A 14,192-nucleotide genomic window follows, 5' to 3' on the forward strand; every position below is an offset into this window, starting at 1 on the left:
TTCCCCAATCCAAGCGTAGCACGCGCGGTATTTCGAAGCGTCCCGCTGGGGCGTCGGTTGCGGGGACGGCAGGTGAAACTCAGGGCATTGATCGGCATGCTCGCGCTCGCGGCCCTGCTCGCACCGGCTTTCGCGCAGGATGCGCCGGTGCCCCTGCCCCGCCGCGCCGACCGCATGCCCGAGGGCGCGGTGCAGCAGCCGGCCGCCGACCCCGCCGCTCCCGACCAGCTGGCCGCCGCTCCCGAAACGCCGACACCGTCGCCCGAGGCCATCGCTTCGGCCGCGGCCGCGGCTGCCGAGGCGGTCGCGGCGAAACTTGATCCGCAGCCGGTGACGCTGATTGCCCGCATCACCGAGGAGGGCGCTGCCCTGCCCGATGGTGTCACCTGGCGCGTGTTCGAAACCCGCACCGACGCCGCCGGCGACCTGATCCTCGCCGAAAAGTCCGACGAGGCGACCGCGCATATGCAGCTCGCCCCGGGCGACTATGTCGTGCACCTCGCCTATGGCCGGGCCCAGATCACCGACACGCTGACCGTGGCGGAAGGCGACAATACCAAGCAGCTGATCCTTGATGCCGGCGCCATGCGCCTCAGCGCCGCCGTCACCGGCGATGTGGCGATCCCCATCAACCTGCTCCGCTTCGACATCTACACCGCGGGCTCCGAATCGAGCCGTACGCTCGTGGCGCAGAACCTGAGCCCCGACGACATCGTGACGCTGAATGCCGGCACCTATCACATCGTCTCCTATTTCGGCGACGTGAACGCCGTGGTGCGCGCCGACCTGCGCGTCGAGCCGGGCCAGCTCACCGAGGCGACGCTCTACCACAAGGCGGCGCAGGTCTCGTTCAAGCTGGTCAGCGAGGCCGGCGGCGAGGCCATCGCCGACATCGACTGGACGGTGAAGACCACCGACGGCCAGACCATCTTCACCGAAACCGGCGCCTTCCCCTCGACCGTCCTGGGCGAAGGCGACTACCTGGTTTTGGCCAAGCGCGGCGACCAGGTCTACAACCGCGAGTTCCAGGTCCAGGCCGGCCCGCCGCGCGAAATCGAAGTGCTGACCGCGGTCTACTGACGGCCACGTCCGCCACTCCGGCACATCCACCGCTCCCCGCTCCACCCACCGGGTCATTCCCGCGAAAGCGGGAACCTCTGTTCTCGGTGCGTGCGGCAAGCCACTTCCGCAGGGATGACGCCGAGCGCCGGATCGCCTCCCGCAAAAAATCGAAAAATCTTCATCGCCCGTGTCGATTCCGGCGGAGGCGCTTCGTCGTGTCAGTGAAAGCGGCCATAACAGCATGCGCCGCGCCCACAGGAGACAGACAAAATGCGCTTCATGATCATCGTCAAAGCCACTGCCGACAGCGAAGCCGGCATCATGCCGGGCCCCGAGGCGTTCGAGGCCATGGGCAAGTTCAACGACGAGCTGATCAATGCCGGCGTCATGCTGGCCGGGGACGGCCTCTATCCCTCCAAGGACGGCGCCCGGATCACCTCCACGGGCGGCAAGCTCGAGGTCAAGGACGGCCCCTTCGCCGAGACCAAGGAGCTGATCGCCGGCTTCTGGATCATCACCGCCAAGGACAAGGAAGAAGCGCTCGGCTGGGTCAAGCGCATCCCGTTCGAGGACGGCGAGACCATCGAGCTGCGCCGCGTCTACGAATCCGCCGATTTCGCCGACGTCGCCCCGCCTGAGCTGATCGAGAAGGAAGAAGCCTGGCGCGCCGCCAACGAGAAGCCGGTCACCCGCTGACCATCGCGACGACGAGGATACGCCCATGCGCTTCATGATCATCCGGAAGGCCGACGCCGAAACCGAGGCCGCGGTCCTGCCCTCCACCGAGCTCATCGAGAAGATGACCGCTTACAACGAGAAGCTGGCCAAGGCCGGAGTCCTCGTCGGCGGCGACGGCCTGCTGCCGAGTTCGCGCGGCGCCCGCATGACCTTCCGGGCGGGCAAGCCGACGGTGCTCGATGGCCCCTTCGCCGAGGCCAAGGAGCTCATTGCCGGCTTCACCATGATCGAGGTCGCCTCCCGCGCCGAGGCGATCGAGTGGATGAAGCAGTGGCCGCCCGAGGACGGCCACGGCAATGTCGAACTCGAGCTGCGCCAGATCGCCACCGCCGAGGATTTCGGGGACGCCATGACCCCGGACCTCATCGAGCGCGAGGCGGCCATGGGTATGGCGTTGAAGTCGCATAAATGACCGGGTTGCGGCGGCGGATCGGATTTGGTCTGATCCGCCGCCATGCAAGCAACAGCCAGCCCGGTCGCGCCCGCCGCGACCACCCAGCGCGAAACCCAGCGTGCCATCGAGGCGGTGTTCCGCCTCGAGCAGGCCAAGCTGATTGCCGGCCTGACCCGCATCGTGCGCGATGTCGGCATGGCCGAGGAGCTGGCGCAGGACGCGCTGATCGTGGCGCTGAAGACCTGGCCGGACACCGGCGTGCCGCGCAATCCCGCGGCCTGGCTGATGCAGACCGCCAAGCGCCGCGCCATCGATTATTTCCGCCGCAACAAGATGGCTGCCAGAAAGCTCGAGGAGCTCGGCCACGACCTGCGCGAAGAGGAGGAGACAGCGCCGGACTACGACACCGCGCTGGACGATGACGTGGGCGACGACCTGCTTCGGCTGATCTTCACCTCCTGCCATCCGGCGATCTCGCCGGAGGCGCGCGTGGCGTTGACCCTGCGCCTGCTCGGCGGCCTCACCACCGACGAGATCGCCCGCGCCTTCCTCGCCGCCGAGCCGACCATCGCGCAGCGCATCGTGCGCGCCAAAAAGAGCCTCGCCGAAGCCGGCCTGCCCTTCGAGGTTCCGGAGGCCGACGAGCGCGCCGAGCGCCTCGCCTCCGTGCTGGAGGTGCTCTACCTCATTTTCAACGAAGGCTATTCCGCCACCGCCGGCGACGACTGGACCCGGCCCCAGCTTTGCGAGGAAGCGATGCGCCTGGGCCGCATTCTCGCCAACCTCATGCCCGCGGAGGCCGAGGTGCACGGCCTCGTCGCGCTGATGGAAATCCAGGCCTCGCGCCTGCGCGCCCGTACGACGCCTGAGGGCGAACCCATTCTGCTGCTCGACCAGAATCGGGCGCTCTGGGACCAGCTGATGATTCGCCGCGGCCTCAACGCGCTCGACAAAGCCGAAGCGCTGCACGGCACCGGCTCCTACGCACTGCAGGCCGGCATCGCCGCCTGCCACGCCCGCGCGAGAAAGGCTGCCGACACCGACTGGTCGCGCATCGCCGCGCTCTACGACATTCTCGCCCAAACCGCGCCCAACCCGGTGATCGAGCTCAACCGCGCCGTGGCCCACGCCATGGCCTTCGGCCCCGCGGTCGGCCTCGCCCTGCTCGACGCCAACCTCACCGACCATCCCTCGCTCGCCGGTTATCACCTGCTGCCCAGCGTGCGCGGCGATTTCCTCAAAAAGCTCGGCCGCAACGAGGAGGCCCGCGCCGAATTCGAACGCGCCGCCGGCCTCACCCGCAACGAACGCGAGCGCCGACTGTTGCTCGATCGCGCCGCCGAGGCCGGCTAGGCCGGTCCGCCGCAGAGGCACTCCCTCTCCAGTCCACGCCGGCTGTCACCCCTGCGAAAGCAGGGGTCCAACTCGCAGCCCGCTCTGGCCGATAGATGGATCCCTGCTTTCGCAGGGATGACAGCCGGTGGAGAGGCGCGATCCACGGCACTACCTACCTTAGGCGCGTGCCCGCAAGACTGTATTCGCACGCCCTATCCCATCGTTTTCGCTACCGAATGTTGCTGTGTCGCTATCGGTGTCACAATAGCTGGTGCTATATGGCGGAATGCTTGCAGCAGAAGCATTGTGATGGTTCAGCCCGACCGGAGATTGGTCCCCATCGTATCGCTGGACGTGGTCGGCTACTCCCGCCTCGTCGAGCGCAACGAACGTCAGACCCTGCGCCTCGTGCAGCGGGTCTATGAGCGTCTCGTCACGCGCACCATCGGGACTGCCGGCGGCAAGGTGTTCAAGACCATGGGCGATGGGCTGCTCGCCGAGTTCTCCAGCGTCGTCGCCGCCGTGCAGTGGACCGCTGACCTGCAGCGCGAGATCCATGATCGTAAGATCCACGCGCCGGGCGGCGAACTGTTCCAGATTCGCGCCGGCATCGTGCTCGCCGACGTGCTGGTGGCCGGCAACGACCTCTACGGCTCGGGCATCAACCTCGCGGTGCGCGTCCAGAGCCAGTCGCCGCCCGGCGGCATGTCCATCACCAAGTGGATGTACCAGTATCTCGACGGCACCATCGATCTGCCCTTCATCGACATGGGGCCGACCGAGCTCAAGAACATCGCCAAGACCGTCCGCATCTATACCTGGCACCCCGCGGGCATCGTGCGTCCGCAGTCGGGCGATTCGGCGCCGCCTGCCCCGCCGAGCAACCGCCCCTCGGTGGTTGTCCTGCCCTTCGACAATCTCTCCGGCGAAGCCGACCAGAGCTACTTTGCCGACGCCGTGGTGGAGGAGATCACCGCCACCCTCAGCCGGGCGAAGGATTTCTTCGTCATCGCCCGCAACTCGGCCTTTGCCTACAAGGGCCGCGCCGGCATCGACATCCGCCAGATCGGCCGCGACCTCGGCGTGCGCTACGTCGTCGAAGGCTCGGTCCGTCGCGTCGGCGAGCGTGTCCGCATCACCGCCCAGCTGGTCGAGACCGAGACCGGCAGCCACATCTGGTCCAACCGCATCGACGGAGCCGTCGCCGACCTGTTCGACCTGCAGGACCGCATGGCCGCCGAAGTCGCCGGCGCCATCCAGCCCTCGATCCGCCGTGCCGAGATCGAGCGTGCCCGCAAGAAGCGGCCCGATATGCTGGCGGCTTACGACCTCGTCATGCGCGCCTTCCCCCACCTCTGGGCTCACAGCCCCGAGGACAACGCCGAAGCCATCGCGCTATTGAACCGCGCTCTCGCGCTCGATCCGGACTATGCGCTCGCCGCCTCGCTGGCCGGCTGGGCCCACGGCCAGCAGGTGGTCTACAACTGGACCATGGATTTCGCCGGCGAGCGCCGGGCCGCCAACCGCATGATCGAGACCGCCGTCCGCACCATCGGCGACGACCCTACCGCGCTCACCGCGCTCGCCTCGGCCATCATGATGGTCGGCCTCGACGTGCCGCAGGCTGCGGCTCTCGCCGACCGGGCGCTGGCGCTCGATCCCAACCATGCCTGGGCCTGGATGCGCCGTGGCTGGGGCCAGGTCTATCTCGACAATCCCGAGGAGGCGCTGGCTGCCTTCGAGCGTGCCACCCGCCTGTCGCCGATGGACCCGTTCGCCTTCAACATCCATATCGGCGTCGGCCTCGCCCATTTCGCCGCCGGCCGCCCGCAGCAGGCGGTCATCTGGGCCCGCCGCGCCATGTCCGAGCGGCCGGGCATCACCTGGCCGTGGCGCGACTTGGCCACCTACTACGCCAATGCCGGCGATCTGGCCGCCGCGCGCGATGCCGCCGAGCGCTTCGTCAAGACCCAGCCCGACGTGACCGTGGCCAAGGTCGGCGACGGCCTGCGCTTCATGTACCCCTCGCTGCTCGCCCGCTATCTGCAGGGCCTGCAGCTCGCCGGCATGCCTTGAGCGCCGTTCTGCGCAAGTTTACCAGCCGCATAAGTACTTCTCTCATACTGCGACGGCATGGTGCCTCGACCTGCTAGAGGACTACCGCTTTGGACGTACGGCTCGAAAAACGCCTTTCCCCGCGCCGCAACACCATGATCGAAGCGACCATCGTGTTCGACGGTGGCCGTACCCGTATGCGCTGCATCATCCGCAACCTGTCCGAGACCGGCGCCAAGCTCGAGGTCGCCTCGGTGACCAAGATCCCGCGCACCTTCGATCTGCTCGTCGACAAGGTCCGCCCGCAGGCCTGCGCCGTCGTCTGGCGCTCGATGAAGGAGCTGGGCATCCAGTTCCTCGGCCCCGGCACGATGTAAAGCACATCAGGCGCCCCGGCGGTAATTGTCGCCGCCTGCGATAGTACCTATCTTCTTCCCCAGGCAGTCGTTCAAATGCTGTTCAGGTGCGTCCCGCTACGCCACCCGGACGGAGAACAACTTCTCGCGGGGAGAGACTCGGAATGTCGAGGCACGCATTCTTCATCGCCGGCGACCGTGTCGTTGACATCGCCAATGCGTCGGGCGCCGGGTTTCAGTACCAGGCACAAGCCCATCTCGTCCTGCCCCAGGTGCAGGTCGGCCCCTTCCGGCACGAGCACGCCGAAACCGTGATCGTGGTCAAGGACGGCCTGCTCGAGGTGATGGTCAACGGCATGGCCGGCTTCGTCGGCGCCGGCGCCTTCATCCGCGTCCCCGCCGGCATGCACTTTGCCTACCGCAATGCCGGCGACGATCCCGCCCGCGTCCTCTGCCGCACCGCCCCGGCCCCCGCCGTCCGCGAAGGGATTCGCGTTACCGTGGAACTCACTGCCGCCTGAGCGGTCTGACTGCGCACGGCACGGCGCGCTCTTCCGCAACACCCCCACCCACCGGCTGTCACCCCTGCTTTCGCAGGGATGACAATCGAGATTGGGACGAGGCTCAAGACCATCCCACCCACGGTGTCACCCCGGCGCAGGCCGGGGCCCATCCTGAGGTCTCTCGACCCTCACCAGAGGCGGAAACATCTCAGGCTAGATTCCGGCCCTGCGCCGGAATGACCCTGTGATTGAAGCGATACCCACCAAAGCAAAGGGGCCGCTCGAGAGCGGCCCCTTTTCATTCTTACGCAGCCTCGGCCTGCTGCTTCAAATCCGGCGGCACTGCCTCGGCCATCAGTTCGACGATCGCGTCGGTTGCCGCGATCACCTTCTGGCCCTCGGTCCCGAGCCGGCGCACCGACACGGTGCCCTCCTCGGCCTCGCGCTTGCCGACCACGAACATCAGCGGCACCTTCTGCACCGAGTGCTCGCGCACCTTGTAGTTGATCTTCTCGTTGCGCGCGTCGAGCTCGGCTCGGATGCCGCCGGCCTTCAGCCGATCGACCAGCTTCTGGGCGTAGTCGTCGGCCTCCGAGACGATGGTCGCGACCACCACCTGCACTGGCGCCAGCCACATCGGCATCTTGCCGGCATGGTGCTCGATCAGCATGCCGATGAACCGCTCCAGCGAGCCCAGGATGGCGCGGTGCAGCATCACCGCGTACTTCTTGGTCCCGTCCTCGGCGACATACATCGCGCCCAGCCGCTCGGGCAGCACATAGTCGAGCTGCAGCGTGCCCACCTGCCACGACCGACCGATCGCGTCCTTGAGGTGGAACTCCAGCTTGGGCGCATAGAACGCCCCTTCGCCCTCGGCGATGACAAAGTCGTAGCCGGTGGCGCGCAGCGCATCGCCCAGGGCCTTCTCCGCTGCGTCCCAGCGCTCGATGGTGCCGCCGAACTTTTCCGGCCGCGTCGCGAGCTTGATGACGACATTGTCGAAGCCCATGTGCCCGTACACCGAATAGAGCAGGTGCACGAAACGCTCGGTCTCGGCCTGGATCTGGTCCTCGGTGCAAAAGATATGCGCATCGTCCTGCGTCATCTGCCGCACGCGCAGCAAACCATGCAGCGCGCCATGCGCCTCGTTGCGGTGGCAACAGCCGAATTCCGCCATCCGGATAGGCAGATCGCGGTAGGACTTGATGCCCTGGTTGAAGATCTGGATATGCGCCGGGCAGTTCATCGGCTTGAGCGCCATCAGCTCCGCCTTGCCCGACAGCACCGGACCCTCTTCCTCCGTGCCGGGGATTTCGTCGGGGACCACGAACATGTTCTCGCGGTACTTGCCCCAGTGGCCCGAGGCCTCCCAGAACTTGGACGACATCAGCTGCGGGGTCTTCACCTCGTTATAGCCGTTGGCGTTCACCCGCCGGCGGATATAGGCCTCCATCTGGTTGTAGAGGACATAGCCCTTGGGGTGCCAGAACACCGACCCCTGCGCTTCTTCCTGCAGGTGGAAGAGGTCGAGGTCCTTGCCGATCTTGCGGTGATCCCGCTTCTCGGCTTCCTCGAGCATGTGCAGATACTCGTCGAGCTCCTTCTGGCTCGCGAACGCCGTGCCGTAGATGCGGCTCAGCACCGGATTGTTGCTGTCGCCACGCCAGTAGGCGCCCGCCACCTTGGTGAGCTTGAACGCCGTGCCGACATCCTTGGTGGAGCGCATGTGCGGTCCACGGCAGAGGTCGAACCACTGGCCCTGCTTGTAGATCTTGATCGACTGGTCCTCGGGGATGGCGTCGACGAGCTCGACCTTGAAGTTCTCGCCTTTCGACGCGAACACCTTCTTGGCCTGGTCGCGGGTCCATACTTCCTTGGTGAAGGCCGCACCGCGCGAGATGATCTCGGCCATCTTCTTCTCGATGGTCGGGAAATCATCCTCGCTGAACGGCACCTCGCGCTTGAAGTCGTAGTAGAAGCCGTTCTCGATCACCGGCCCGATCGTCACCTGCGTATCGGGCCACAGCTCCTGCACCGCTTCGGCCAGCACGTGCGCCGCATCGTGCCTGATCAGGCCGAGCCCGTCGGCGCTGTCGCGCATCACGAACTCGATCGCGCCGTCCGCCTCGAGCGGATCGGACAGGTCCGACAGCACCCCGTTCCACTTCATGGCGACGGTTTTCTTGGCGAGGCTGGGGGAGATGGATTCGACCACGGTGGTCCCGGTGGTGCCGCGCGCAAAATCGCGAACTGCACCGTCGGGGAACGTCACCTTGATCATTTTCATCTCCAATGGGAATTGCCGAGCGGAATGCCGGCAAGGCGCGGTGTCTAGCATGCAGGGGTTACTGTAGCCAAGCTGTGCGAGCCGGGAGACAGCCATCGCGCCGGCGCCGGCTATATGGTGCTCCACCCGCCGGTTGTCATCCCAGCGAAAGCTGGGATCCATCTCACCGCCAGTGCGTGCCGAAACTTGGATCCCTGCTTCCACCCCGGCGAAAGGCCTGGGCCCATCCTGAGGTGTCTCCACCCGTTCAGATGGTCGCGGCATCGGATCCCGGGCCGCCGCTAAGCCACCTGCACCCGCAGTGCCCCCGGCTCCGCGGTGGGTTTGGGGTTCAGCGCTGCCGCCAGTTCCTTGAACGCGGCGGCCCGCAGCGGTGGGGCGAACAGGTAGCCCTGCGCGTTCACCACGCCGCGCGCACGCAGGTAGATCGCCTGCGCCTCCGTCTCGACGCCCTCGACCACCACGTCCTGGCCCAGCTCGCGCGCCATGTTGATCAGCCCGTCCAGCACGGGCACCGGATGCGACCCATCGGCGACCATCTCGACGAACACGCGGTCGATCTTGACCATGTCGATGCCCAGCGTCGACAGCACCGCAAGGTTCGAGTGCCCGGTGCCCGCGTCGTCGAGCGCGATCCGGCAGCCGAGCGCGTGCAGCCCGCCGATCACGCTGTTGGCTTCCGCCATCTTCTCGAGCGGCTTGCGCTCGGTGATCTCGAACACCAGCTGCCGGTACTCGATAGCGGATTCCTTGAAGATCGCCTGCACGTCCTCGACCAGCTGGCCGGTGCGGAAATGGCCCTCGAACAGATTGATCGAGACCTTCAGCTCCGGCATCTGCCGGCACAGCTCGTTGAGGTCGTTGCGTGTCTGCCGCATCAGGCTCTGCGTCATCGGGATCGCAAGCCCGGTCATCTCGGCGAACTCGATGAAGGCCGATGGCGGCACGATCTCCCCGCCTCGCTTCTCCCACCGGCACAGCACCTCGCACCCCGCCAGCGCCCCGGTCCTCAAGTTGATCACCGGCTGGTAGAACGGCTTCAGCTCGCCCGCATTGATCGCCCGCTCGAGGTCGAAGGCCGGCAGGTCCGAGCGCCGCACATATTGCAGCGCCAGCACGAGGAACGCCCCGCACATCAGCGCCGCGACGATGGTGAAGCTCGCATCGAGGTCGCCGTAATCGGCCCTGAGGATCGCGAACGGCACCGCCGCCGCAACGCGGATCGGCAGCTCGCCGGCAAAGCTCTCAGCCGCCACGAATTCGGTCTTGCCGCGCTCGTCATAGGCGCGCGGATCGCCGGCCGTGACGATCTCCACCCCGTCGGTCAGCGCCACCCGCACCATCGCCGTCGGCTTCAGCGCGCCGATCAGGGATTCCACCTCGCTCGCCAGCACCGGCACGAAGGCCGACACCCGCCGCGCGCTGCCGAACGATTGCGTCACCTTCAGCGCCGGCATTCTGAGACCGGCGAACCGCACCACCTCGATGGTCTCGGTATGGTTGGGGATGGTGATGGGCTTGCTGAGCGCGGTGTATTTCACGTCCTTGCCCAGCGCGTCGCAATACTGCACGCCGTCCGAATTCTCGACCAGCACCTGCCTTAGATAGAGGCTCTGCTCGATCTGCCGGTGCACATTGGCGATGAAGCTGGGCGTGCACAGCGACGGGCTCTCGGCGAGGATGCGGCGCAATCCCGCAATCCCCTCATAGGCCGTGGCCTGCACCTGCGCGGCAACGCCATCGGCCGCCTGCTCCAGCACCACCCGCTCACGCGCCCGCACATAGGAATCGAGCACGAAATCGACCGCGAGCACGGGCAGGAACGCCGCGATTGCAGCGATCAACATCAGTGCGTTGGAGTACTTGGACTTCACCGCGCGAATCCGGCCCCACGGAACTAGGCAACATCTGCCTATCTACGCATGGTTACCGGATCGTTAACGCCGCCATTTGCCACCAGCCTCGAAGCTCCTCTCCCCCTTGTGGGGAGGGGATGGGGGTGGGGGTCCATCGGTGATCACCGCACCACCCCCACCCTCGATCCCTCCCCGCAAGGGGGAGGGAGGCCTGTGAGACCGAGCCCCAACGAAAAGGGCGCCGAAGCGCCCTTGCCGATTACTGCGTGATCACCCGCACGCTCAGTTCCCTGAGCTGCTTGGGCGAGGCCGGGCTCGGGGCGCCCATCAGCAGGTCTTCGGCCTGCTGGTTCATCGGGAACAGCGAGATCTCGCGCAGGTTCTGCACGCCGCACAGCAGCATCACCACGCGATCGATGCCGAATGCCGCGCCGCCATGCGGCGGAGCCCCGAACTGGAAGGCGCGATAGAGGCCGCCGAATTGCTCGATCACTTCCTCGCGCGACTTGCCGGTCAGCTCGAACGCCTTGACCATGGTCTCGGGCAGCTGGTTACGGATCGAGCCCGAGGCGATCTCGAAGCCGTTGCACACCGCGTCGTACTGGTACGCCTTGATCGACAGCGGCTCCTCATTGTTGAGCGCGTCGATCCCGCCCTGCGGCATCGAGAACGGGTTGTGCGCGAAGTCGATCTTCTTTTCGTCCTCGCTCCACTCGTAGAACGGGAAATCGACGATCCAGCAGAGCTCGAACTTGTCGAGCTGCGTCAGGTTGAGGTCGAGCCCCACCTTGTTCCGCGCCTCGCCGGCGAACTTGTACATCTTGTCCGGCCGGCCCAGCACGAAGAACACCGCGTCGCCGTCGGCGAGACCGAGTTGCGTGCGCACCGCATCGGTCCGCTCCTCGCCGATATTCTTCGCAATCGGGCCCGAGCCGGCTCCGTCCTTGAAGAAGATGTAGCCCAGACCCGGCTGGCCCTGCCCCTGCGCCCAGGCGTTCATGCGGTCGCAGAACGCGCGGCTGCCGCCGGTGGGAGCCGGAATGGCCCACACCTTGACCTTGTCGTCGCTGGCGATCTGGTTGGCGAACACGCCAAAACCCGAGCCGCGGAAATGTTCGGTGACATCCTGCATGACGATCGGGTTGCGCAGGTCCGGCTTGTCCGAGCCGTACTTGCGAATGGCCTCGTCATAGGGAATGCGCGGCCAGTTCTTGGTCACCGGCTTGCCGTCGGCGAACTCCTCGAACACCGAGGTCATCACCGGCTCCACCGTCTCCCAGATTTCTTCCTGGGTGACGAAGCTCATCTCGAGGTCGAGCTGGTAGAACTCGCCCGGCAGCCGATCGGCGCGCGGATCCTCGTCGCGGAAGCACGGCGCGATCTGGAAATAGCGATCGAAGCCCGCCACCATCAGCAGCTGCTTGTACTGCTGCGGCGCCTGCGGCAGCGCGAAGAATTTGCCCGGATGGATGCGGCTCGGCACGAGGAAGTCGCGCGCGCCTTCCGGCGAGGAGGCCGTCAGGATCGGCGTCGTGTACTCGGCGAAACCGGCATCGCCCATATGGCGGCGCATCGACGATATGATCTTTGTACGCTTGACGATATTGGCGTGCAGCGTTTCGCGGCGCAGGTCGAGGAATCGGTACTTGAGCCGGATGTCTTCCGGATAGTCCGGCTCGCCGAACACCGGCAGCGGCAGCTCGATGGCTTCGCTCAGCACTTCGAGCTCGCGGATGAACACTTCCACTTCGCCGGTCGGCTGCTTGGCGTTCACCGTCTCGGGCGTACGCGCCTTCACCTCGCCATCGACGCGGATCACCCATTCCGAGCGGACCGTCTCGGCCAGCTTGAAGGCGGCCGAGTCCGGGTCGATCACCAGCTGGGTCATGCCATAGTGGTCGCGCAGGTCGATGAACAGCAGCCCGCCATGATCGCGCACGCGGTGCACCCAGCCGGACAAGCGCACATTATTGCCCACGTCACCCGTGCGAAGGGCGGCGCAGGTCTGTGTGCGATAGCGGTGCATTTTGCTCATCTCTCAAGGGTTTTGCAGGCGGATTCAGGGGCCGGACAAGCGCATGCGAGGTCGCCTTTGTCAAGGCGAACGGCGGCCAGTGTTGCCAATCGGCACCAGCGGGACTGGTCGAGCCACAAAACCCCTGTTATTCAGGATAGAAAAGCCTCGTGACGAAAGAGTCTGATGGAGACTATTACTGCGACCGACGAGCTCGCCGCCTTCTGCAAGCGTGCCGCCGGCTATGAATTCGTGACGGTCGACACCGAGTTTCTCCGCGAAACGACTTACTGGCCGAAACTGTGTCTGCTCCAGGCAGCCACTGATGACGAGGCGGTCCTGATCGATCCGCTCGCCCCGGGCCTCGATTTGTCTGCCTTCTTCGCCTTGCTTGCCAACGGCAAGGTGCGCAAGGTCTTCCATGCTGCCCGGCAGGACATTGAAATCTTCGTCAAGCTGACCGGCAAGGTCCCCGTCAACATCTTCGACACCCAGGTCGCCGCCTCGGTCTGCGGCTTCGGCGACAGCGTCAGCTATGACAACCTTGTCCGCTCGATCACCAAGGTCGAGCTCGACAAGTCTTCGCGCTTCACCGACTGGTCGGCCCGCCCGCTCAGCGAGAAGCAGAAGACCTACGCGCTGGCCGATGTGACCCATCTGCGCGACGTCTACCGCGCCCTCGTCAAGCAGGTGAACGATGCCGGCCGCTGGGACTGGGTCGAGGACGAGCTTGCCGTGCTCGAGTCCATCCACACCTATGTCGTCCAGCCCGAGCATGCCTGGGAGCGACTCAAGGCCAAGCTGAACAAGCCCCGCGATGTCGCGGCCCTGCGCGGCCTAGCCGCCTGGCGCGAGCAGAAGGCGCAGGATACCGACCAGCCGCGCAGCCGCATCCTCAAGGATGACGCGCTGATCGAGCTGGCCATGCAGCGTCCGCTGAACCCCGAGAGTTTCGACAAGCTGCGTGCCGTACAGCGCGGCTATGGCCGCTCCTCGGGCGCCGCCGAAATCATCTCGATCCTCAAGGACGTCGAAGCACTCGGCAAGAATGACCTGCCCAAGCTGCCCGAGCGCTATCGCGGCCCCTCGCCCAAGGGCGCCGTCGGCGACCTGCTCCGCGTACTGCTGAAGTCGGTCTCCGAGGACAACGGTGTCGCCTCGCGCATCATCGCCACCTCCGACGACATCGACGCCATCGTGCTCGACGACGAAGCCGACGTTGCGGCCCTGAAGGGTTGGCGCCGCAAGCTGTTCGGCGACAAGGCGCTGGCCATCAAGCACGGCAAGCTCGGCCTCGCCGCCAGCAAGACCGGCATCATCGAGATCGAGATCATCGACGACGACGAGGACTGAGGCCAACTGGCGATGGGGCGCACTGTGGCTCCCAGACACCGGGTCATCCCCGCGAAAGCGGGGACCTCCGTTTGCGGGCCTCTCCTACGCCTCAGGTCTCAGCCTTTGCGGCCGTGGACGTGACGATCCGTACAACGCGATCACGCGGGAAAAACGGATCAAGAAATGGTACCGCGCATGGAAGATCGAACTGATTGAAAAGACCAATCCCGACTGGGATGATCTCTACGACAATCTCT

11 protein-coding genes are annotated in these 14,192 nt (G+C 65.9%); 8 read left to right on the forward strand and 3 right to left on the reverse strand.

Translation table 11 applies throughout. From position 1 onward, the window contains the following. Positions 1-72: 72 nt before the first annotated feature. The 7 genes from AC3A6I_RS10255 to AC3A6I_RS10285 all read left to right on the forward strand — a co-directional run bounded on the left by AC3A6I_RS10255 (position 73) and on the right by AC3A6I_RS10285 (position 6,461). A complete protein-coding gene (locus AC3A6I_RS10255; RefSeq protein ID WP_487543582.1) occupies positions 73-1,080 on the forward strand; it encodes a hypothetical protein in 1,008 nt (335 codons plus the stop codon). A 252-nt stretch (positions 1,081-1,332) separates the two neighbouring features. Continuing rightward, positions 1,333-1,758, forward strand: a complete 426-nt coding sequence (locus AC3A6I_RS10260; RefSeq protein ID WP_487543583.1) for a YciI family protein — start codon at positions 1,333-1,335, stop codon at positions 1,756-1,758. A 25-nt stretch (positions 1,759-1,783) separates the two neighbouring features. Next, positions 1,784-2,212 (forward strand): YciI family protein, encoded by a 429-nt coding sequence (locus AC3A6I_RS10265; protein ID WP_487543584.1) that lies wholly within the window; start codon positions 1,784-1,786, stop codon positions 2,210-2,212. A gap of 42 nt (positions 2,213-2,254) precedes the next feature. Beyond that, the gene (locus tag AC3A6I_RS10270; protein WP_487543585.1) at positions 2,255-3,547 is read left to right on the forward strand and encodes an RNA polymerase sigma factor; all 1,293 of its coding nucleotides are present in this window, start codon (positions 2,255-2,257) and stop codon (positions 3,545-3,547) included. Positions 3,548-3,838: 291 nt separating this feature from the next. Then, entirely contained in the window at positions 3,839-5,605 is a 1,767-nt protein-coding gene (locus AC3A6I_RS10275; protein ID WP_487543586.1) for an adenylate/guanylate cyclase domain-containing protein, read from the forward strand. 89 nt (positions 5,606-5,694) lie between these two features. Further along, positions 5,695-5,961, forward strand: coding sequence for a PilZ domain-containing protein (locus AC3A6I_RS10280; protein ID WP_487543587.1), 267 nt, complete (start codon positions 5,695-5,697; stop codon positions 5,959-5,961). 143 nt (positions 5,962-6,104) lie between these two features. Then, entirely contained in the window at positions 6,105-6,461 is a 357-nt protein-coding gene (locus AC3A6I_RS10285; RefSeq protein ID WP_487543588.1) for a cupin domain-containing protein, read from the forward strand. A gap of 286 nt (positions 6,462-6,747) precedes the next feature. Here the strand turns inward: AC3A6I_RS10285 and thrS are convergent, their stop codons facing one another. The 3 genes from thrS to aspS all read right to left on the reverse strand — a co-directional run bounded on the left by thrS (position 6,748) and on the right by aspS (position 12,612). Beyond that, complete coding sequence (gene thrS / locus AC3A6I_RS10290) at positions 6,748-8,724, reverse strand: threonine--tRNA ligase (protein WP_487543589.1); 1,977 nt, start codon at positions 8,722-8,724, stop codon at positions 6,748-6,750. A 287-nt stretch (positions 8,725-9,011) separates the two neighbouring features. Continuing rightward, the gene (locus AC3A6I_RS10295; RefSeq protein WP_487543590.1) at positions 9,012-10,604 is read right to left on the reverse strand and encodes an EAL domain-containing protein; all 1,593 of its coding nucleotides are present in this window, start codon (positions 10,602-10,604) and stop codon (positions 9,012-9,014) included. Between the two features lie 241 nt (positions 10,605-10,845). Next, positions 10,846-12,612 (reverse strand): aspartate--tRNA ligase, encoded by a 1,767-nt coding sequence (gene aspS, locus AC3A6I_RS10300; protein WP_487543591.1) that lies wholly within the window; start codon positions 12,610-12,612, stop codon positions 10,846-10,848. 174 nt (positions 12,613-12,786) lie between these two features. Between aspS and rnd the strand changes: the two genes are divergently transcribed. Beyond that, a complete protein-coding gene (rnd, locus tag AC3A6I_RS10305; RefSeq protein ID WP_487543592.1) occupies positions 12,787-13,953 on the forward strand; it encodes a ribonuclease D in 1,167 nt (388 codons plus the stop codon). Positions 13,954-14,192: the final 239 nt, after the last annotated feature.

The sequence above is a fragment of the Devosia sp. Soil_C_22 genome (assembly GCF_057657195.1).

Bases quoted from the DNA above. Each gene is read 5' to 3' on its own strand.
- AC3A6I_RS10260 (WP_487543583.1), top strand. From the start codon at position 1,333: ATGCGCTTCATGATCATCGTCAAAGCCACTGCCGACAGCGAAGCCGGC.
- AC3A6I_RS10265 (WP_487543584.1), top strand. From the start codon at position 1,784: ATGCGCTTCATGATCATCCGGAAGGCCGACGCCGAAACCGAGGCCGCG.
- AC3A6I_RS10270 (WP_487543585.1), top strand. From the start codon at position 2,255: ATGCAAGCAACAGCCAGCCCGGTCGCGCCCGCCGCGACCACCCAGCGC.
- AC3A6I_RS10275 (WP_487543586.1), top strand. From the start codon at position 3,839: ATGGTTCAGCCCGACCGGAGATTGGTCCCCATCGTATCGCTGGACGTG.
- AC3A6I_RS10285 (WP_487543588.1), top strand. From the start codon at position 6,105: ATGTCGAGGCACGCATTCTTCATCGCCGGCGACCGTGTCGTTGACATC.
- thrS (WP_487543589.1), bottom strand. From the start codon at position 8,724: ATGATCAAGGTGACGTTCCCCGACGGTGCAGTTCGCGATTTTGCGCGC.
- aspS (WP_487543591.1), bottom strand. From the start codon at position 12,612: ATGCACCGCTATCGCACACAGACCTGCGCCGCCCTTCGCACGGGTGAC.
- rnd (WP_487543592.1), top strand. From the start codon at position 12,787: ATGGAGACTATTACTGCGACCGACGAGCTCGCCGCCTTCTGCAAGCGT.